The sequence below is a fragment of the Actinoplanes sp. DH11 genome (assembly GCF_020873875.1).
GTDB lineage: Bacteria > Actinomycetota > Actinomycetes > Mycobacteriales > Micromonosporaceae > Actinoplanes.
In genome coordinates this window covers 1-19741 of record NZ_JAHWGU010000004.1, presented here as the reverse complement: position 1 = coordinate 19741, position 19741 = coordinate 1, and the positions used below count along the sequence as shown (strand labels likewise).

The following is a 19741-nucleotide window of genomic DNA, read 5'->3' as shown; positions in this document are numbered from 1 at the left end:
GGATGTGCCGGCGGCCCCGGTCGTCTTCGCTGAACCAGGTGCCAGGTCCGCCGGACCGGGCCGCGAGGTCGCGAGGACGGTGGGCCATGGAGATCGCCAGGGGCAGCGTCGGCTGGATGACGTGGGTCGGTATGGCGCTGGCCGCCGTGCTCGGTGCCGTGGTGGGCGGCGCGGTGGTGTCGGCCGGCGAGCAGCCGTCCGCGACCGGGAGCGAGGCCTCGTCGGCGCCGCTGCCGGGCACCGCACAGACCTGCGCCGCGACCGAGGTGGCCGCCAAGGCGCTGCCCTCGGTGGTGACCATCTCGGCCTCCGGTGAGGCCGGCGCCGGCACCGGGTCGGGCGAGGTCATCCGCGGCGACGGGTACATCCTCACCAACAACCACGTGATCTCGGTGGCCGCGAACGGTGGCCAGGTGGCCGTGCTCTTCAACGACGGCCGCAGCGTCCCCGCCACGATCACCGGCCGCGATCCCCAGGCGGACCTCGCGGTGATCAAGGTCGACGGGCAGGCCGACCTGCCGGTCATCCCACTCGGACGCTCCGAGGACGTGCAGGTCGGTCAGCCGGTGGTGGCTCTCGGCGCCCCGCTGGGGCTCTCCAACACGGTCACCGCCGGCATCGTGAGCGCGCTGGACCGCACGATCGAGGTGCCCGGCGACGACGGCGGGACGGCGCTGCTGGTCTCCGCGGTGCAGACCGACGCCGCGATCAATCCGGGCAACAGCGGCGGCGCGCTCGTCAACTGCGCGGCCGAGCTGATCGGGGTGCCGTCGGCCGGCGCCAGCGTCCCGGACGCCTCCGGCGGCGGCAGCGCCGGTGACATCGGGCTGGGCTTCGCCATCCCCGTCGATCTGGCGAAGTCGGTCGCCGACCAGATCATCGAGAACGGGACGGTGACGCACGCCTACTTCGGCTTCGACGTGGTCACGGTGCCTCCGGTGCAGGGCCAGCCGGGCGGCGTGTACGTCCGGTCGGTCGCGCCCGGCAGCCCCGCGGCACAGGCCGGCCTGCGACCCGGCGACATCGTCACCGCGATCGACGGCGAACCGATCACCACCACCAACGACGTGGCCGCGGTAACCATGATCAAACGACCCGGAGACACGGTCACGGCGGGCCTCACCAGGGACGGCAAGACCGCCGACGTGAAGGTCGAACTGGGCGCCCAGCGCTGATCAGATGTTCACAACATCCGGATGATGTGCGTATCCTGAGCGCCATGGTCCGGCTCACCAGGTCAGAACAGCAGGCCCGCACCCGATCCGCCGTCCTGGCCGCAGCGCGCGACGAATTCGGCGAACACGGCTACACCGACGCCAAGGTCGACCGGATCGCCGAGCGCGCCGACCTCACCCGCGGCGCGGTCTACTCCAACTTCGCCGGCAAGCGACAGCTCTACCTCGCGGTGCTGCTCGAGGCCGCGAGCCATCTCCGGGCGCCGACCCTGTCGCCCTCCGGCCACCTGTTTCCTGGCGACCTGCCTTCCGCCGATCTGCCTTTCGCCGGCCTGCCTTTCGCAGGCCCGTCGCTGGCCGGGCCGGCCGAGGTGGCGGAGTCCGTCGCCCGCGCCTGGCTCGACCGGCTGCCCCTGGCCGGGGACACCGCGGCCGGCGCCCGCCTCCGGTCGGCGTCGCTGGCCGGGGTCTTCGACGACGAGCCGGGCCGGACCGCGTCGGCCGAGCTGACCCGCCTGGAGGCCTTGCTGCTGGCCCTGGCCCTGGAACGGGCCGGTTCTGCGCCGGGGCGGCGGGTTCGCCTTGCCGAGCTGATCCTCGCCCTGCTGCACGGCGCGGCCGAGCTGGCCCGCTCCGCGCCCGGCTTCGGTGACCCGTTCGACGTGGTGCGGGCCTGCCGTCACCTCACCGCCATCGACCTGCCGGACAGCTGGGATCCGCCGCACCTGGCCTTCGTCGAACCGGCCCAGCCGTCCGGCGAGACCTGGACCGCGCCCACCGGCCTGACCGACGAACTCACCGGCCGTGCCGCCGACCTCCGCGCCGACGGGCTCGTGGTGGTGCTCGGCTCGGGCCGGCTGAGCGCGGCCGAGGAAGCGGTCCGCGCGGCCCGCCCCGGCGACACGATCACCGTGGCCGCGGTGACCGGCGACCCGGCCGAAACCGGCGCGCTGGTCCGGCTCCGGCTGACCATCCTGCTCAGCTGCCTTACCGGCCCGCGAGCCCGGCCGCCTGGTGAACGGGCGGCCGACGTGCGTCCGGCCGCTGTTCCGCCGGCCGGGCCGACGCTTCCGGTTGTTGTTCCGCCGGGCGGGCCGGCGGTTCCGGCGGGGGACAGGTGGTTCCAGCTTGTGCTCGACGACCGGGGTGAGGTGGCCGCGGTGGTCTGTGCGGAGCCGGGCGACGGCACGGAGGTGGCGGTTCGCGTCCGGGGCGGCGTGATCGTTGCCCGCGCGAGCGGCCGGGGTGCCGGGCACGCCGTGGCGGTGGCGTCGTGAGCACCCCGGCCGACCTGCTCGTCCTGCACACGCTGCGCTGCATCGGGTTCGCGGAACTGGCCCGGGTGGCCCGCGCCGCCGGGCTCGGCGAACCGGAGACCGAGTCCGAGTTGATCGACCTGGCGGTGGCGGGGCTGGTCACCCGTACCCCTGGCGCCTTCGGTGGTTGGGGTCTGACCGACGCCGGCCGGGCGGCGGACGCCGAGCGGATCGCCGCCGAGCTGGACGGGGGTGGGGCCCGGCCCGCGGTGACGGCGGCCTTCGAACGGTTCCTGGTGCTCAACCCGGAACTGCTGGACCTCTGCTCGGCCTGGCAGATGCGCGTCACCGACGGGGTCGGCGAGGTCAACGATCACGGCGACGCCGGGTACGACGCGCGCGTGCTGGCCCGGGTCGACGACCTGCACCGGCGGGCCACGACGGTGTGCGCGGAACTGGCCGCGGCGCTGCCCCGGTTCGGGCGGTACCCGGATCGGCTCGGTGCGGCCCTCGGCCGGGTCCGGGCCGGTGACCTGGAGTGGCTGGCGGACGGCATGGATTCGTACCACTCGGTCTGGTTCCAGCTGCACGAGGACCTGCTGGCGACGCTCGGGATCCCGCGATGATCAGCGGCAAGGAGCGCGGCCTCCGGGTGCTGCGGGAGCTGGGCCTGCCCGTGCCGCCCTGGTTCGCGATCGGCCCCGCGGAGTGCCGGGCCGGCGTGACTGACGGGCTGGTCACGGACGGGCTGGCCGCTGAGCTGGCGGACGGCGTCCGGGCCCTCGAGACGGCCACCGGGCTGCACTTCGGCGCCGCGGGAGGCGGCGCGCGAGGCGGCACGGAAGACGACGCGGGAGGCGGCACGGGCGGCGGGGGAGGGGAGGGGTTGCTCGTTTCGGTACGGTCCGGTGCGGCCGTCTCGATGCCCGGCATGATGAGCACCGTCCTCGGCGTCGGCACCCGGGACGCGCTGCACCGGGCGGTCGCCACGGTCGTCGGGTCGTGGGACAGCCCGCGCGCCGTCACCTACCGTGAGGTGCACGGCATCCCGCACGACCTCGGCACCTCGGTGATCGTGCAGGCCATGGTGCACGGCGACAGAGACGAGCGGAGCTGCTCCGGCGTCGCGTTCGGCCGGGACCCCAACACCGGGGAGCCGGAACTCTACGGCGAGATCGTCCGGCAGGCGCGCGGTGACGCCGTGGTCTCGGGGGAACGGCCCACCGAACCGCTGACCGTGCTGCCCGAGCCGGTGCGGGCGGCGCTGCGGGCGGCCCTCGACCGGCTGGAGGTCCACCACCGGGACGCCTGCCACGTCGAGTTCACGGTCGAATCCGGGTCGCTGTGGTTCCTCCAGGTGCGGCCGGGCGGGCTGGCCGGGCGGGCGGCGGTGCGGGTCGCCGTCGACCTCGCCGACGCGGGGCTCATCGAGCGGCGGGAGGCGGTGCGGCGGGTGAGCCCACGGCATGTCCGCTCCGCCCGTACGCCCACCATCAGCAGAACCGGCAACGGCTCCGACCTGATCGCCAGAGGCCGGGGCGCCAGCCCCGGTGTGGCCTGCGGCCGCATCGCGCTGACCGCGGACCACGCCGCGCAGATGGCCGCGCACGGACCGGTGGTGCTGGTCAGGCCGCACACCTCACCGCTCGACATGCACGGATTGGCGGCGGCCGCCGGAGTCGTCACGGTCCTCGGCGGGCCCACCAGCCATGCGGCAGTTGTCGCACGGGCGATGGGAAAACCCGCGGTGGTGCAGGCCGGACTTTCCGTCGATCTGCCGGCTTCCCGGGTACGGGTGGGCGAGCACTCCTACCCCGAGGGCACCGTCGTCACGATCGACGGCAGCAGCGGCGAGATCGTGCTCGGCGAGGCGGCAGTGACGAGCGGCGCGGCGGACGATCACCTGCGCCGGCTGCTGGAGTGGGCGGCACCCCCCGGAGCCGACCCCCCTGTGTGACCATCGAGCGATGGTCTTCCAGGCGCGGATCGCGGTACGCGGATACGAACTCGACATCCAGGGACACGTCAACCAGGCCGTCTACCTGCAGTACGGGGAACACGCCCGATGGCAGTGCTTCATCGCCGCCGGGGTGACACCGGACGTGCTGGTCGGCGGCGGGATCGGCCCGGTCGTCCTGGAGACCACGATCCGCTACCTGAAAGAGCTGCGAGCCGGTGACGAGGTCGACGTCAGCTGCCGGTTCATCTGGGGTACGGGCAAGACGTTCCGGGTCGAGCAGGACTTCACCCGGATCGACGGCACCGCTGTCGCGGTCGTCACCGGAACGGCGGGGCTGCTCGACCGCACCACCCGCCGTCTCGTGCCGGCCCCCGCCGACCGCCTCCGGTCACTGGCCGACGAGCCCGCCCTGCTGGGCCTGTAGTCCCTCACCCGTCCTGTAGTCCCTCACCCGTCCGGTAGTCCCTCACCCGTCCGGCACCGGCGGCCGCCGGGACGGCAGGTCGTCGCCGTCCGCCGGGTGGGCGGGGCGTCCGCCCGTACCCCTCGCATCCCCTGCCCGGCCGGTGTCCGAGCCGGGCTTGAAGTGCGAGATTGTCCCGATGTTCGACGATTCTTTGCAGGCGTATACCGCCGGTCACGCCGACGGCGCCGCCCGCCACCACGACCAGCAGCAGGCCGACCACCCGGAAACCGGCGCCGACTACCGCGTCGGAGTCACCGACGGCAGCCTCGCCGCCTTCCAGTCCGAGCTCGTCGCCGAGGTCCGCCGGGTCCTCGGCGACCCACACTGAGGGCCCCGCTTTGTCATCGGTGGCAGGGCTCAGCTAAGGTTCATCCGTCGCCGGGGAAAGTTTCCGGGGGCGTGCGGACGTAGCGCAGCTGGTAGCGCATCACCTTGCCAAGGTGAGGGTCGCGGGTTCGAATCCCGTCGTCCGCTCGGAGAGGGCTGTTGCGAGCTTGCATCGGCCGCCTCGGTGGAGTGGCCGAGAGGCGAGGCAACGGCCTGCAAAGCCGTGTACACGGGTTCAAATCCCGTCTCCACCTCGCAGTAGTGAGGGCGATTGGCGCAGCGGGAGCGCGCTTCCTTGACACGGAAGAGGTCACTGGTTCGATCCCAGTATCGCCCACCAAAGTTGGCAGTGCGCGAACCGCACCGTCCGGCTGATTTTGATCAAGGGCTGACTCCAGGGTCAGCCCTTCGTCGTCTCTCGTGGTCGGGATGCGGAACCTCGGGATGACGCTGTCGTCCGACTGGATCTCGATGTCCTCGATCAGGGCTTCGAAGAGTGCCTTCCTGGCCCGGTGCCCGCCCGATCGGATGATCTCGGTGATCTGGCCTCGGAGCAGCGCGAGTTCTTCGGGAGAGGGGCCGGCCGGGGGTTTGGTCGAGCTCGAATTCGAGGCGAGCCTTGTCGGCTCGGAGTTGTTTGGTCTGTTTGCGTAGATCGACCAGGCGGGCTTTGACGTCGGGGGTCCTGGTCGTCGAAGGTTCCACGCTCGAATGCGGTGAGGTAGCGGTCGATGGCGATCGACGCTTCTTTGAGCTGACGTTTGGTGGCGTCGAGTTCTTCGTGGACCTTGCCGGTGGCTTGGCCGTGGGCGGATGTGGCGGTTGATGAGCGCCTGATGTAGAAGCCGATCTCATGGTCGGCTGCCACCTGCAGGACCGCGCGGAATGCCTCCCGGCGTCGTCTGCCGGGCCAGCGATTCTCGCCGCGCTCCAGTCGGCCGATGTCTGTCTCGTCCCACTGGTGGACGATCTGGTGGTGCTGCCAGAGGTAGAGGTTGATGGCCTCGGCGAGTTCCTGCCGCGACATCGGCCGCCCTGACCCGGACGGAGACGGCCGCCAGCGTCGCGCCTGCATCAGTAGCGAATTGGGCTCCGGCTTGCCTTGGTTCACCGTGGCACCATCCTCCGCACGTCGGAAAGCAGCCGATGGGATTCTTCGGGTGGCTCTGGCCTGGCACAGGGTGGCGCCTCATGCGGCCCACCCCCCATGATGGCCTATCTGCCAATGGTCGATTGGCGCGGCAGGTCTCTGTTCCGTGGCTGCTTGAGCCGACCCAGGAGATTGCCGCTCCTCAATTTTCGCAGTGTCGAAACGCAGGAGCGGGACGTCGTAGAGGTTGGGATCGCGCTCTCGGTGCAGGGCCGGCCGGGAGACTTCGACGAGGTACATCTCGGTGAGGAACTGGACGGCGGCCGACAGCAGGTGGCTAGTGTGCGCGGTGGCGCTGTGCTCCTTGAGCCCGACGGACACGTGGATGTGCGGCAGGATCCGCTGCTCTGTTTCGTCGTAGGCGATGGTGCCCCCGCCGAGGGCCTCGACGTTGCTCAGGTGGACGGCGGACCAGACCGGGGCCTGTGGATTGTCAAGTTTCGCGCAGGTGCCGACGACCTCGACCTGCGAGAATCCGGCGATGAAGGTGGGGATGATCCCGTGCCGGACGTTGTTGGCGCGGCAGAAATCGGCGAGGGCGGTGAAGAAGTCGTCGCCGTGGTCGAACACGACGACGAAGCTCCGGCCGATGTCGACCTGCTGACTACGCACCCTGAACCTCCGGCTTCGCCGGTGTGCTGTCGGCGCCGGTCGCCCACGGCCACGCCTCGGGGTCGCCGCAGCCGCCGGCTGCGGCGATCGCCGCAGTGACCGTCTTCTGATCGGCTCCAGCGGCAAGCAACGCGTTCAGCAGGATGCGGGCCTTGTACGGGTTGAGGAATCCGGCGGGGACGAGTCCTCTGCTCAGCAGATCCCGTTCCGAGCCGGGGAAGCCGTAGGTCGCGGTCAGCACCGGTCCGGCGCCGGTCCGGCTGGCCAGCACAACCGGAATCCGGTCGGCAAGATCCGCCAGCGTCGGAACGAGATCCTGTGGGACGTGGCCCACGCCGAACCCGGCGATCACCGCACCGTCGGCCCGGTCAGCGAGGCCGTCCAGCAGGACGCCGTCGTCGCCGAGGCTGATCGTTAGCAGCACCACCCGGGGGCGCGGCCGGTCGCCGGGCAGCGGGACGACATGACGAGAGCCGAGCCGGTTGAGGAGCCGAGGTTGGCCTTCGACCAGGTAGCCGAGCGGCCCGCCGTTCGGGGATTGGAACGTGGACCCCGCTGTCGAGTGGGTCTTGCGGACGCGCCGGGCAGCATGGATCTCGTCGGCGAACACGACCAGACAGCCCAGGCCGCGGGCGGTCTGGCTGGCGGCGGTCTGGACGGCGGCGAGCAGGTTCGCCGGCCCATCAGCCCCGGCCAGGGTCGGGTTGCGCATCGCGCCGGTGACCACGACCGGTTCCGGCCCGGGGTGGTACAGGTCGAGCAGGTAGGCGGTCTCCTCGATGGTGTCGGTGCCCTGCACCACGACCACGCCGTCGACACCATCGGCGAGGTGCTGGCGCACCAGCCGGGACAGCGCCGTGACGTCCGCCAGGGACAGTGACGCCCCCGGTAGTCGCCGGAAGTCGCCGGTCTCGACAGCGACGTCGAGGTCCGCAAGTCCCGGAACTGCCGCCAGCAGGTCATGTGCTGCAAGAGCGGGGACGACACCGCCACTCGCTGCGGCGGTCATCGTGATCGTGCCGCCCAGGCTGACCACCAGGACTCGGCGTGGCTTGGGCATCTCAACACCCACAGTGGCTGTCCTCCACCTCAAGGAACGGATAATCGGAGCCTATCGGCTGATCATGCCGACTTCGCCCACGTACTGGCAGGCACGGTCAACGCCTGCGACAGAAAGTAGTCGGCTTCGGGGCGCGGCAAATCCGCTGCATCCGTGCTCGCCCAGCTGTCGGCAGCGTTCGACGAGCCACGCCCAGTCCAGTTCCAGGTAGTCGGCCAGCATCCGGAGTCGACGGCCGGTGGACGGGCCTGTGATGGCGGAGTGCGCTCCGGTGTAAGCGGCGATCTCGCCGTAGTCCCCCTACCGGACTCGATGGTCGCGCAGGTCGCGATCTCCCGGCTGCTGTACGCGATGGCCCGCGACAAGCAACTCCCGGTGTTTCTGGCGAAGGTGTCCCGCAAGCGCAACGTGCCGCGCAACGCGATCTGGCTCGTCGCCGCGGTCTCGCTCGCGCTCGGCATCTACATGAACCAGCGCGGCGACGGGCTCGCCCTGCTGTCGAGTCTGATCAACTTCGGGGCGTTGACCGCGTTCCTGCTGCTGCACCTGTCGGTGATCGTCTACCACGTCATCCGCAAGCGCAGCCGCAACCTGGTCGCCCACCTGCTCATGCCGCTGGTCGGCGCGACGATCCTCGGGTTCGTGGTCTGGAACGCGAACGTCGCCGCCCAGCGCCTCGGGTTTGTGTGGATCGGCCTCGGCGTCCTGGTGCTCATCGGTCTGTACCTGGCCGGGCGTCGACCGGAGCTATCCGGCTTCGCGCCCGTGTCACAGCCGGCGACCCCGGCACGTCAGGAGGTGTGACGCTCATGGGAGAACACACGTACACCCCGACGGCAAAGGACCTGTCCTACACGTTCGGCGGGGTCCCGCCGGTGGCAAGCCTACGCTCCGGCGACGTGCTGACGCTGTTCACCGAGGACTGCTTCGGCGGCGCCGTCACCACCGTCGACGACCTTCCGAGCCAGGTCTGCACGTTTCCATACCTGAACCCGGTCGCCGGGCCGTTCTTCATCGAGGACACGGAGCCCGGGGATACCCTTGCCGTCCATTTTCTGTCGATCGTGCCTGCCCGCAAGACCGGGGTCTCCAGCACGTTCCCGCATTTCGAGGCGCTCACGTCCACCTCCCACACGGCCGCCCTGCAACCGCCGTTGGAGGAGCGTGTCTGGCTCTACGACATCGACGCCGAGGCCGGACTGGTGCGCTACCGCGCCCGCAACTCAGACTTCACAGCGGACCTGCCGCTGGACGCGATGCACGGCACTGTCGGTGTCGCCCCGGCCGCCTTCGAAACCCGCAGCACCATTACCTGCGACGCCCACGGCGGGAACATGGACACCCCGGAGCTACGCGCCGGCACCACCCTTTACCTCGGCGTCAACATGCACGGAGCGATGCTCGGCCTCGGCGACGGACACGCTCGCCAGGGCCAAGGAGAGTCCAGCGGGGTCGCGGTCGAGGTCGCCATGACGACCACCATCGCCATCGAAGTGATCAAAGGCGTGCCGACGCTGTGGCCGCGGATCGAGTCCGATAACGCGATCATGTCCGTGGGCTGTGCCCGCCCTCTCGAAGACGCGTTCCGGATCAGCCAACACGATCTGGTCGGCTGGACCGCCCAACTGACTGGCCTCGACACCCTCGAGGCCTACCAGCTCGTCGCGCAGGCCGGCACCGCACCGGTCGGCAACGTCGTAGATCCGAACTACACCATGCTCGCCAGCCTTCCCAAACACCTTCTCCGAGGCGCTGACCTCTACGGCGGCACCCACGAGCGGCTACGCGCCACGCCGCACCCCGATGCCACCGGGACCGGCGCGCCATGACCATGTTCGCGACTGCTGACAAGGCCAACCCCGTGCCTACCACCTTTCGACTCGACCCACGCGGCGTCCTGCCTCTGCACGCTGAGCTGTATCTACTCGCCCACGACGATGACACTGGCAACCTGCTGATCAACCAGCAGTCCCTCGAACTCGGTCTGGCCGGCGCCCTCCCGCTCGAACTTGCGTTCAAGGAGTACGTCGCGGTCGGCTATCACTACGACGACTTCCGCCGTCAATGGCAACGCCAGCCCGGCCGGTCGCAGTCAATTCAAGGGGGAATGGCGCTGCGAAAAGCGAAATTAATTGTCCTGCAAGTATCGCGTCGCCTGGACTAGGGATCGTCCTCCCGGCGCCAGAGAAGATGCCCGCTCGGATCTACGAAGAAATCGGCCGGTTCGCGACTAGATGGGGAGCAGCGATGGTGCCCGTAACACGCAACTTCCGACCGCTCGGCAACCCGGTAGCTGACATCCGAAACATCGAACGGCTCGCCATGGAGCACCGGGTGCCCCTTGAGGACGTGCTACTGATCGCCATCAACCTGTACGGAATCTCATCAGATCAGGATCGGCGCCGGGCGAGGGTCGCGGTGCGCCTCGTCAGCGAGCCCAGCGTCGCCTGGCAGGTCATCGTGCCGCTCAACGCTCAGGAGTCACCGTTCGAGCTGTCCGGCGAAGACCTGGTCATCCAGGGCCGGCTGATCGGGCACGTCGAGCGCATCGATGCCGACGAGGCGGTGGGAGGCTATTTCCGCGACGGTGGGCGGGCGGCCACGCTCAACCCGAACGCACGCAGTCGTTGCACAGGTTGCGCTTTCTGCCCCAACACGCTCGAAGCCGCAGCTGATCCGCGCCTGGCCGAGGACAGAGCTCTGGATGAACTGTTCGCGGCGCTCGTTGAGCAGCATCCCCGACGAAGCCTCGCCGAACTGGCGGAGGTGACGGTATCCACCGGCTGCTTCGAGCGGGAGCAGGCAGCTGTCGAGCACCTGGTCGCGCTGCGGGCAGCTTGCTCTCGTCATAGGATTTCGGCCCGGATCGGATTCCTCACCTCGGTCATCCGCAGTGGCGAGGCATTCGAGCAGATCGCCGCAGATGTTGCGCCGTTCGTTCTGCGGCTGACCGCCGAGTGCTTCACCCGGCGTGACCTGATGCTGAAGGCGAGCAAAGCCACCCTGCTCGTGGAGCAGATGCCGGATCTGTTGGCGCTGGCCCGCCGCGCCGGCCTTGATACTTCCTACACCTACATCGTCGGACTGGATTCGCTGCCGACAATGACGAAGGGCATCGACGCTCTTGCGCCGCACATCACCGAGTTCCCGAACTTCCAGGTGTACCAAGCCCACAACTCGATCATGGCGGGTCTGCGGGCACCGGCCGCCGATGACCTCGCCTTCTACCTAGAGGCTCGCCGAGCCATCGAGACGAGTGTCGGACCGACCGGCCTGCGCCCCGTAGCTTGGGAGTGCTACCGGCCCTTGTGGTACTTCACGTTCGGCGACGAGGCGCTGATCACCGACACCGTAGCCGGTAGCGCGAGATGAGGGATGCCGCCCGGTTCGCGGACGCTCTGTGGCGGGCCGTCACCTACGTGAGCGTTGCTCAGCTTCATCTGAACTCCAACCCGTTGTCGCTGGAGCCCTTGGCACCTGAGCAGGTCAAGCCCCGTCCTGCTGGCCACTGGGGAACGGTCCCCGGGACCGCCTTCGCGCTGAGCCATGCCGCCATCGGCTCACTCGGCGGTTCCGTCGAGATCATGCCCATTCTCGGCGCGGGCCACGCGGGTGTCGTCCAGATCGCGATGGCCTGGCTGACCGGAGAACTGGCCGCGATACGGCCCCAGTTCTCACCTGACGCCGATGGCCTCAGCCGGTTGGTGCGCTCCTTCCCCGACGTCGGCGGACTCGGCGCCGAGGTGTCGCCGCTGTTGCCGGCCGGGTCCTATCTCGGCGGACAGCTTGGAGGCGCACTCGCGTTCGCGCAGGGCATGGCGCTCGACATTCCCGACCGGGTGGTGATGCCGATTCTGGGCGACGGCGAATGCGAGACGCCGACGACCGCAGCCTCCTGGCTGGCCGCGCATGCATTGCCCGGACCATGCCCCGTCCTGCCGGTGGTGCACGTCAACGGCTATCGGATGGGACGGACGTCGCAACTCGGCCGCATGGACGATGCCGGCCTGTGCGCATACGCGGACGCGCTCGGATGGAAGCCTGCCGTGGTGAGAGTCGACGCGGCCAGCTACAACGAGCACCAAGAGTTTCATCGCGCACTCCAGGCCGCCGCGGCTGCCGCCGCCGCGGGCACACGCACGGTGATCTTCCTGCGATGCGTCAAGGGATGGAGCGGGCCGTCAGAAGTATCCGGACGTCCCATCCTGAACTCGCCGAATGCCCACAAGACGCCCATCGCCGACCCGCAACACCGGCCCGAGCAGTTCGCTGCGCTTACCGCTTGGCTGTCCTCATACCGGCCCGCTGAACTGTTCAACACGGACGGCACGGCAAAGGGAATGCTGGCCGACGCCCTGAACCTGATCCGGCGTGACGCCCACCCTCGCGTCGTTCGCCCCCGGGTATCGAGAGCCAGGTCGGTAAGCCTTCAGGTCGGCCGCAGCTTCTCCGAGGCGGTGACCACGGTCCTGCGGCGGCATGCTGCCACCGGCGACCTCCGCGTATTCAGTCCCGACGAGATGGGATCCAACCGGCTCGGTGAACTTGTTGACGAACCATGGGTCAGCGAAATCCTCGCCGAAGAGGTTCTCCTGGGCTGGCTGGCCGGCTGGACCGCCACGGGCCGACGCGGTCTGCTCATCTCCTACGAAGCGTTCGCGCCCCTGCTGACGACCGGGCTCGTCCAACTACTCAAACAGCGCCGCCTCATCAACGGATCATCGCCCAGCCGACCGAGCCTGAACCTGCTGTTGACCTCGTACGGCTGGAACAACGTCTACACCCACGGCGACCCCTCCTTGATCACCGCACTGCTCGCAACCGGCGACCCGGCGGTGCGGGTGCTGACGCCCGCCGACCCCGGCAGGCTGGCCGCAGCCGTCGACGACGCACTCTGCTCGACCGGAAAGCTGAATGTCATCCTCGCGGGTAAACACACCGTTACGAATCGACCGATCGAGACGATCGACGAAGAACTCGGACGTGGCCTCGCCGTCTGGCCTCACCTGAGCGACCTCGACGAACCCGATCTGACCCTGGTGATAGTCGGCGATCTACCAGCCGCCGTGATCAGCGAGGCCGTTCCGGAGATACGCCGCCGTAACGGGACACGCGTTCGTGTCGTGGCCGTGCACGACCTGACGGTCCTCGGCCAACCCAGCAGATGGCCGGTGGGCCTGTCGACGGAGGAGAGCGATCGCTACTTCGGCTCCGCTACGCCGCTACTGATCGTCACGCTCGGCCACCCGGCCGCCGTCTGGGGGCTGATCGAGAATCGGCTCCGCCGACCGGTCGAGGTCATCGGATGGCACGAGCCTGAGCGGCCGATGAGCCAGCGAGAGTTGGCCGAGACGATGGGGATGGACGTCGCCGGTGTGTGCGCTGCGGCAGAACGCCTCCAGGCGGTGCGGACATGAACGACTTGAACATCGACAACGTCGAGATCATCGACTGCACAGATCTGGTGGGGCCCGGAGACGACGGCCACCTCGTCGCTGTTCACGCTGCCGGTCAGATCGGCTGGTACGGACCGGTCAGCGTAGCCGCCGCCACCGCGCTCGACGGCAGCCTGGCGGCCTCGGCTATCGGCACGGACGTCACCGATCACTCGGGTCTGCTGTCCGCGCTCCACGGAGCTTCCGCGAAGCTGGGCGATGCCGTCACGTCCTGGGCCGTCGGCGCCCTCGACTGCGCGATATGGGACCTACATGCCCGGATCGAGCAGAGACCCGTCGCAGCCCTGCTCTCCACCACAGCACGGAGCCACGTCCCGGCGTACGCGTCCTGGCTCACCTTGGACGTACAACTCGCTGACGCAGAGACGATCCGGCGGATAGCCAGCCAGGACTGGCAGTTCACCAAGTGGAGCCTGCGCCGTAGCCGTGGCCTTCCCGTCGCAGACGACGCCAAGCGCATGGCCGGCGTCGTCCACCAAGTCGCCGAGGCTACGGGATCACCTGCCGCCTTCGACGCTCTCTGGACCTGGGACCCGGCACTCGCGCTCAGATTCAGCGAACAAGTCGACCACGCGAAGATAATCTGGCTGGAAGAACCTCTCGCGTCTTACGACGGCACCGGATACAGCGATATCGCGACGGCATGCCCGTACCCGGCCCTCGCTCTCGGCGAGCGACTTCATCTCGGCGACGACTCGAAAGAGCTGCTGGTGTTGCCCAACCTCGGCGCGCTCACCATCGATGTCGTCGGCTGCGGCGGCCTCACCGTCGCGGCTGAGCTGGTGGCCGAGGCAGCAGCGGCCAGCGTGCCGGTGTACCCGCACGGTCGGTCGCTACTTCCGGCGGTGCACCTCGCGGCGGCGTTCCCCGAGGCGATTGCCGCCGTCGAGTACCAGCTGCAATGGGAACCCCACCGACAGCTCCTGTTCACCGACCCGCTCGAATGCGAGGGCGGGCAGGTAGTAGTGCCGAGCGCACCTGGGCTTGGCCCGACCCCACGGAGACGCTGATGCCCGCAACCGCCCACAGCCTGCCGATCAAGGGATCCATCAGCGACGGCGACGGGACCCCGCAGGTCGTACTCACCGAACGACTCGTCGGATACGACACCTTCCTTACCGGCGTTCTGGACATCGGTCAGCAGCGAGTCCCCGTACGAATCATCACTCTCGACGACGTGACCGTCTTGCGCCCTGTGGAAGCAACAGCCCTGGCCGGCGCCGCGGACACGTACTCCGGGGTTCTGCACCTGTCGCACGGGTCGCGGCGCCGCACGATTCCTGAAGACCTCGCCTTGGAGGTCTCACGGCGGCACCGCACGCTCGACCTACTCGACGAGGCAGAGTTGCGCTACGCGCTGACTTTCCTGGAAGAAGCGACCACCGAAACGATCCGCCAAGCCCGCATTGCCGTCATCGCGGACGCCGTCGCCTCAGTGGACAGCCTTGCCGCCGAGGAACCTGAAAGCAACGACGGCGATCATTCGGCCGCTGCACCAGCGCTCGTCACGGTGGACGTCGGCGGCACGATCGGCACCACGGATAGCCCCGGAATCACGGCCGCCCTGGTCGCCGCGTCGCCGCTGGCACGCCGCGACGCCGTACGGCTGCTGCGCGAACGACTGCACACGGCACCCGCCATCACCGATCAGGTAGTCGAAGAGGTGTGCCGGGCACTACGGATCCCGGTCACGGCGTTTCCACGCCACGCGACCGCCACGCCGCTACGTCTGTTCACGTTCGCGGCTGCCGCACTCGAACAGATCAGCGTCCTGCTGCCGGTGGTGACGCTGTCGAACGTCACGTGCGTGGAGGCAGACCTGCCGCAGCTGAGGCGGCTCCTAACGCCGTGGGTGAACGACCATTTCCCGTCCAGCAGAATCGGATACGCCAAGCCCGACCCCCGCGCATTCGAGGCTGTTGCCGCCCAGCGACGTATCGATCCTACGCAGATGGTGCATATTGGGGATGATTGGGAGTGCGACATCCTCGGGGCTACTCGGGTCGGGGCACGCGCCATCTGGATCTCCGGGGGCCGTCCCCTGCCCGAAGCGACCGAGGCCGTCAAATCCAATGTTCTGGTGGCAACGGACCTTGCCGCTGCCACCGGACACGTCAGGGAAATCTGCGCAGGGAGAGACCGATGAGCACCTTTGCTGGAACCGTCGAGCACTACCGCAAGTACCGCCCCGGAATCCCACAGGAGGTCGCCGACATCCTCGCCGCTGCCGTGCCAGACCGGCACCCCCGGCGTCTGCTCGACATCGGCACCGGGACTGGGCTGGTCGTCGAGGCGCTGCTCACCCGATTCGACGACATCATCGCGATCGACAACGACGCCGACATGCTGGCGTCCGCCGAGACGGCAATGCGCCCCATGGTTCCGGAAGGAACGCGGATGGTTCTGCAGCGCTTCTCCGCGGAGGAGTTCACGCCGCCGCAGGACTGGCGTGCCGACCTGGTCACCATCTGCCGCGCGTTCCACTGGCTCGACCAGGCCGCGGTGTTGCAACGCCTCGAATCCCAGGTGGCCGAAGACGGCGCGGTGGCGATCTTCGGCGACAACAGCTTCTGGGTGGCCTCCAGCCCCTGGAAAACCGCGGTCCGCTCCGTCATCCAGGACTTCCTGGGCGAACAACGCCGGGCCGGCGCGGGCGTCTTCAACCACCACAACCGCCCCTACAGCGAAATCATGGAAGAGTCCGCATTCAACCAGGTCGAAGAGTTCCGCGTGCCCGTCCAGCGGGTGTGGTCCACCGAGAGCATCCTCGGCTACCTCTACTCCACCTCGTTCGCCGCTCCCCACCTGTTCGGGGATCGGCTCGCCGACTTCGAGGCGACCGTCACCCGCACGCTGACCGAATTCAGCAGCGACGACACCTTCGATGAGGAGAACGAGTTCCTCATCCGCATCGGCCGTCGGAGCCAGACGTGAGCCACGTCCTCGACCGGCAATTCGGCCGGCTCACCACTGACAAGATCACCAACGCGCTGGCCTCCGCATCGGTGCTCTGCCTGCCGATCGGCTCGTACGAGCAGCACGGCCCCCACTTGACCTTGCACACCGACACGGTGATCGCCGAGCAATTCACCACCAGACTCGTCCACCAGTACGGCGACAGCCACGACCTGTGGATGCTGCCCACCATCCCGTACGGCCTGTCTCCCGAGCACGACTGGGCACCATCACCCTCCCCGTCAGAGTGCTCACGGACCTCATCGACGCCACCTGCGGCGAATACGTCCGATCCACGCCCGCCCGGAACCTGCTCATCGTCAACGGGCACGGCGGCAACCGCGGCATCCTCGAAGCCGTCATCTACGACCTGCACCGACGGCACGACGTCAACGTCTGCGTGATCCACCCCAGCTCGCTGGCCACCGTACGCGCAGACAGCGAACTACCCGAAGTCCACGCCGGCCTCCGTGAGACATCGGTGATGCTGGCGCTTGCCCCCGACGACGTCCACCTGGAACGTCTGCCGGACAGCTACGAGCCGGACCCTAACCATGCCGAGGGCACCCGCCGGCTCGTCCTCGATCGCGGCACCACGTGGCCATGGAACTCCGACCACCCTTCCATGTCCCAGCTCGGCATCATCGGCGGCAACGCGAGGAGAGCGACCGCCGAACTCGGCGAACAGATCATCGCCAGCGCCCTCGACCGGTGCCCCGACATCCTGGCTCGCCTGAACAAGCCTGATCCGTAATCCGCGCCCCCGGGAGGACCCATGCAGACCGCACTGATTCCGCAGGAGACGGCCGCCTTCGTCCGAGACGGCGCCGTCGTTCGCCGTGCCTTCGTCCCCGGCCGCCTCGTCGACCGCGTCCGATCGAGTGTTGACGGCTGGTACCGCACCGAGATGGATCCCGCCCTCATCAGCTCCTACACCCAGCGCACCTTCGCCCCCGACCTCGGCAATGACCACGACGTCCTCGCCCTGTTCCACGAATCCGGCGTCGCGGATCTGGTGATCTCGCTCGTACCCGAGATCGAGCCGGTCGTCACGGCACAGATCCAGATCCGCGTCCCCGAGTCAGACACCGGCATCACCCAGCCCGAGAAGGCAATGCACATCGATGGCGTAGCCTGCCCGCATCTCGACCCCAGCGAACTGCGAACCTTCACGCTTCTGGCCGGCGTCGTACTCTCCGAGATCGCCGACTCCGACGGCGGCGCGTTGCGGTACGTACCCGGTGGCCATGTGGACATGGCGGAATGGTTCCGGACCGAATGGTCGATCGGTATGACCGACCAGGTGCCCCCACGCATCGACGCCGAACAGGGCACCCCGCTGCTCGGCTCGCCCGGGGACGTGCTGCTCATGCACCACCTCGTGCCCCATGCCGTCGGCCGCAACACCTCACCGACGCCCCGCATCATGGCCTACTTCCGGGTCAGCCACGCCAAGCACGCACGCCAACGATTGGACGCGCTCCGCGACCCCTGGCTGGAATACCCGGACATCCGCACCGTCACGGCCTGATCACCCCATGGGCCAGGCGAGTCGCGCTGTGCGGAATGCAGCGCTGGAGATGGCGCGGCCTCTGGTCTCCGGCCACGTCGTACTTCTCACCGGCAACGCGGCCACCAGCCAGGGGATGGAGGACTTCTTCGCCGACGCCGGCGCTGCCGCCGTGCACCGGCTCGTGCTTCCCGAAGCTGCGGGGCCACTCGCGTCCCGTCTGGCCGCCGGGGAACAGCTACTGGCAGATCCGCCGGCAGCCCTCGTCCGGAGGGTTGACGATCTCGACCGTGACGGCCGTGGACTGGTGTATGCCGGTTCCTACACCGCCGTCCGCAACTTCTGCGGACGGCGGGTGCTCGGCTACCGACTTGAGTCCCACTTCGCCGCCGAGCGAAAGGACGTCCAATATCGACTACTTGGAGTAGCAACTTCAGACCGTCAACTACTCAGAATCGAGAACCACACCGACGTTCGTCAGGCGATCATCGAGCAAGTCGCCCATGGCCCCGCTGTTATACAAGGCGTACCGCGCGGGCTCCTCGCGATCGGCGTCAGTCACACGTATCTCCTACCAGTAGATGCCTCGCGTAGCAGGATCAGCCAGATGCTCGACCGCATCACCGAGGATTGCGCCGATATCATACTGGCGCCCCTGAACACCGGCCTTCCATGTACCTACTACGGATTCCTCACGTCGGATCACGTAATAGACTTCGGCCCTTCGAGGCTCTTGCCTACTGGGATCGTCGTAGCTGGCGTCTCTACGCGCCCGGGGTCATTCGCCCCGTACAAATCGGCGACCAGGAGGCTGCCTCCCGCTCGGCTGTCCGGGCAGCGGCACGCCGGTTGCAGCAGCGGATCGACTATGCCGGCGCATTCGGCACCGACGGTGTCGTCTCGGCCAATCCATATTCCGTCCACGAAATCAACCCGCGAGTCTGTGCGGGCTTCGCGTTACTGGATCACATCTGCGATGACACTATCCCGCTCGCCGCCGTCGACCTGGTAGTTCGAGAGCGTCGGCCACCAGCCGGGCACCTCCTCATGGTCCGACTTGACCAACTCGCTACCACCCTGCGCCGCATTCAAACACCCGTGATTCACCTTTGGGATGACAGGCATCGCAGCATCCAGGAAAAGCTGTCCACGTCGGCAGTGCGCACGTCCGATCCAGCGGCTTGGCTGAGGCTCGCCCGGCTATGCCTTGCAAGTAAAAACTTCGTGTCAATCACACAATTTGCCCCGGCTGGAGACCACTAATGCGAATAGTGACGTCAAGTGACCTTGATCTCGCGGCACGCGCCATCGAAGCTGGCGAACTCGTGGTCGTCCCGACCGAACGCTGGTACATGCTCTGCTGCGATGCCTCGAACCCCGGCGCCTGCGCCCGCATCTTCACCACCAAGAAGAGGCCGCCGGACAAGTCTCTCCTATTCGTCGCACCATCCCCCGAAACTGTGCGTCAGCGCTTCTCCGTGGGCAAGGAGGCAGAACTTCTTGCCGCAGCATTCTGGCCAGGCGACCTCGCCCTACTCCTGCCTTGGCGCGACGCTGCGGAAGGAGAACGCCACCAAGCGGTAGGCACACCAGAGGCGCTCGTCACCATTGCTCCGGGCATCCTTGGTGAGCTGGCAACCCTCGCTGCCGTCCCAATCGCAGCAACCTCCGCGAACCTCTCCACAGATGTCAGCGCTTTCTGAAATCTGACCCTCTGCGGGTTCGGGAAAGTTGACCCCACGGACCTGCGGTTATGAGCGGTTGGCGCGTGTTTCTCTGGCGAGGAGTTCTCGCCGGTGACGGGTTCGGTAGGA

18 protein-coding genes, 3 tRNA genes and 2 pseudogenes are annotated in these 19741 nt (G+C 68.3%); 20 read left to right on the top strand and 3 right to left on the bottom strand.

Annotated elements, in window-relative coordinates:
- Positions 1-86 precede the first annotated feature (86 nt).
- The 9 genes from LPA41_RS07200 (at position 87) to LPA41_RS07160 (ending at position 5524) form a co-directional block, all read left to right on the top strand.
- Positions 87-1175, top strand: a complete 1089-nt coding sequence (locus LPA41_RS07200; RefSeq protein WP_229069160.1) for a S1C family serine protease — start codon at positions 87-89, stop codon at positions 1173-1175.
- A 26-nt stretch (positions 1176-1201) separates the two neighbouring features.
- Positions 1202-2452, top strand: coding sequence for a TetR/AcrR family transcriptional regulator (locus tag LPA41_RS07195; protein WP_229069159.1), 1251 nt, complete (start codon positions 1202-1204; stop codon positions 2450-2452).
- Positions 2449-3057: a transcriptional regulator gene (locus LPA41_RS07190; RefSeq protein WP_229069158.1), complete on the top strand. Its 609-nt coding sequence runs from the start codon at positions 2449-2451 to the stop codon at positions 3055-3057. Before LPA41_RS07195 ends, LPA41_RS07190 begins: the two co-directional genes overlap by 4 nt.
- Positions 3054-4388: a PEP/pyruvate-binding domain-containing protein gene (locus LPA41_RS07185; RefSeq protein ID WP_229069157.1), complete on the top strand. Its 1335-nt coding sequence runs from the start codon at positions 3054-3056 to the stop codon at positions 4386-4388. The genes LPA41_RS07190 and LPA41_RS07185 overlap by 4 nt, the downstream gene beginning before the upstream one ends.
- Before the next feature lie 10 nt (positions 4389-4398).
- Positions 4399-4815, top strand: a complete 417-nt coding sequence (locus tag LPA41_RS07180; protein ID WP_229069156.1) for a thioesterase family protein — start codon at positions 4399-4401, stop codon at positions 4813-4815.
- A 178-nt stretch (positions 4816-4993) separates the two neighbouring features.
- The gene (locus LPA41_RS07175; protein ID WP_229069155.1) at positions 4994-5185 is read left to right on the top strand and encodes a hypothetical protein; all 192 of its coding nucleotides are present in this window, start codon (positions 4994-4996) and stop codon (positions 5183-5185) included.
- A 73-nt stretch (positions 5186-5258) separates the two neighbouring features.
- Positions 5259-5331 (top strand) — tRNA-Gly (locus LPA41_RS07170).
- 36 nt (positions 5332-5367) lie between these two features.
- Positions 5368-5438 (top strand) — tRNA-Cys (locus LPA41_RS07165).
- A gap of 11 nt (positions 5439-5449) precedes the next feature.
- Positions 5450-5524 (top strand) — tRNA-Val (locus tag LPA41_RS07160).
- A gap of 141 nt (positions 5525-5665) precedes the next feature.
- On the opposite strand, the gene LPA41_RS07155 is transcribed toward LPA41_RS07160, so the two are convergent.
- The 3 genes and pseudogenes from LPA41_RS07155 to LPA41_RS07145 all read right to left on the bottom strand — a co-directional run bounded on the left by LPA41_RS07155 (position 5666) and on the right by LPA41_RS07145 (position 8006).
- The gene (locus LPA41_RS07155) at positions 5666-6295 is read right to left on the bottom strand and encodes a hypothetical protein (RefSeq protein ID WP_229069154.1); all 630 of its coding nucleotides are present in this window, start codon (positions 6293-6295) and stop codon (positions 5666-5668) included.
- A 198-nt stretch (positions 6296-6493) separates the two neighbouring features.
- Positions 6494-6946, bottom strand: a pseudogene (locus tag LPA41_RS07150) (PPC domain-containing DNA-binding protein); the annotation flags it as partial.
- Complete coding sequence (locus tag LPA41_RS07145) at positions 6939-8006, bottom strand: asparaginase (protein WP_229069153.1); 1068 nt, start codon at positions 8004-8006, stop codon at positions 6939-6941. The pseudogene LPA41_RS07150 and the gene LPA41_RS07145, both read right to left, overlap by 8 nt.
- Positions 8007-8159: 153 nt before the next feature.
- Between LPA41_RS07145 and LPA41_RS07140 the strand changes: the two genes are divergently transcribed.
- The 11 genes and pseudogenes from LPA41_RS07140 to LPA41_RS07090 all read left to right on the top strand — a co-directional run bounded on the left by LPA41_RS07140 (position 8160) and on the right by LPA41_RS07090 (position 19630).
- Complete coding sequence (locus tag LPA41_RS07140; protein WP_374238122.1) at positions 8160-8810, top strand: APC family permease; 651 nt, start codon at positions 8160-8162, stop codon at positions 8808-8810.
- Positions 8807-9835 (top strand): acetamidase/formamidase family protein, encoded by a 1029-nt coding sequence (locus LPA41_RS07135; RefSeq protein ID WP_374238121.1) that lies wholly within the window; start codon positions 8807-8809, stop codon positions 9833-9835. The genes LPA41_RS07140 and LPA41_RS07135 overlap by 4 nt, the downstream gene beginning before the upstream one ends.
- A complete protein-coding gene (locus LPA41_RS07130) occupies positions 9832-10170 on the top strand; it encodes a GPP34 family phosphoprotein (protein WP_229069151.1) in 339 nt (112 codons plus the stop codon). Before LPA41_RS07135 ends, LPA41_RS07130 begins: the two co-directional genes overlap by 4 nt.
- Positions 10171-10253: 83 nt before the next feature.
- Entirely contained in the window at positions 10254-11378 is a 1125-nt protein-coding gene (locus tag LPA41_RS07125; protein ID WP_229069150.1) for a hypothetical protein, read from the top strand.
- Positions 11375-13423: a hypothetical protein gene (locus tag LPA41_RS07120; RefSeq protein WP_229069149.1), complete on the top strand. Its 2049-nt coding sequence runs from the start codon at positions 11375-11377 to the stop codon at positions 13421-13423. Before LPA41_RS07125 ends, LPA41_RS07120 begins: the two co-directional genes overlap by 4 nt.
- Positions 13420-14472 (top strand): enolase C-terminal domain-like protein, encoded by a 1053-nt coding sequence (locus tag LPA41_RS07115; RefSeq protein ID WP_229069148.1) that lies wholly within the window; start codon positions 13420-13422, stop codon positions 14470-14472. The genes LPA41_RS07120 and LPA41_RS07115 overlap by 4 nt, the downstream gene beginning before the upstream one ends.
- The gene (locus LPA41_RS07110) at positions 14472-15608 is read left to right on the top strand and encodes an HAD family hydrolase (RefSeq protein WP_229069147.1); all 1137 of its coding nucleotides are present in this window, start codon (positions 14472-14474) and stop codon (positions 15606-15608) included. Before LPA41_RS07115 ends, LPA41_RS07110 begins: the two co-directional genes overlap by 1 nt.
- Positions 15605-16396 carry a trans-aconitate 2-methyltransferase gene (locus LPA41_RS07105; protein WP_229069146.1) on the top strand — a complete coding sequence of 264 codons (792 nt, stop codon included), beginning with the start codon at positions 15605-15607 and terminating at the stop codon, positions 16394-16396. The genes LPA41_RS07110 and LPA41_RS07105 overlap by 4 nt, the downstream gene beginning before the upstream one ends.
- Positions 16393-17171: pseudogene (locus LPA41_RS07100) on the top strand (creatininase family protein). Before LPA41_RS07105 ends, LPA41_RS07100 begins: the two are co-directional and overlap by 4 nt.
- 21 nt (positions 17172-17192) lie before the next feature.
- Positions 17193-17948 (top strand): phytanoyl-CoA dioxygenase family protein, encoded by a 756-nt coding sequence (locus LPA41_RS07095; protein ID WP_229069144.1) that lies wholly within the window; start codon positions 17193-17195, stop codon positions 17946-17948.
- Positions 17949-19198: 1250 nt separating this feature from the next.
- Positions 19199-19630, top strand: coding sequence for an L-threonylcarbamoyladenylate synthase (locus tag LPA41_RS07090; RefSeq protein ID WP_229069143.1), 432 nt, complete (start codon positions 19199-19201; stop codon positions 19628-19630).
- Positions 19631-19741 lie beyond the last annotated feature (111 nt).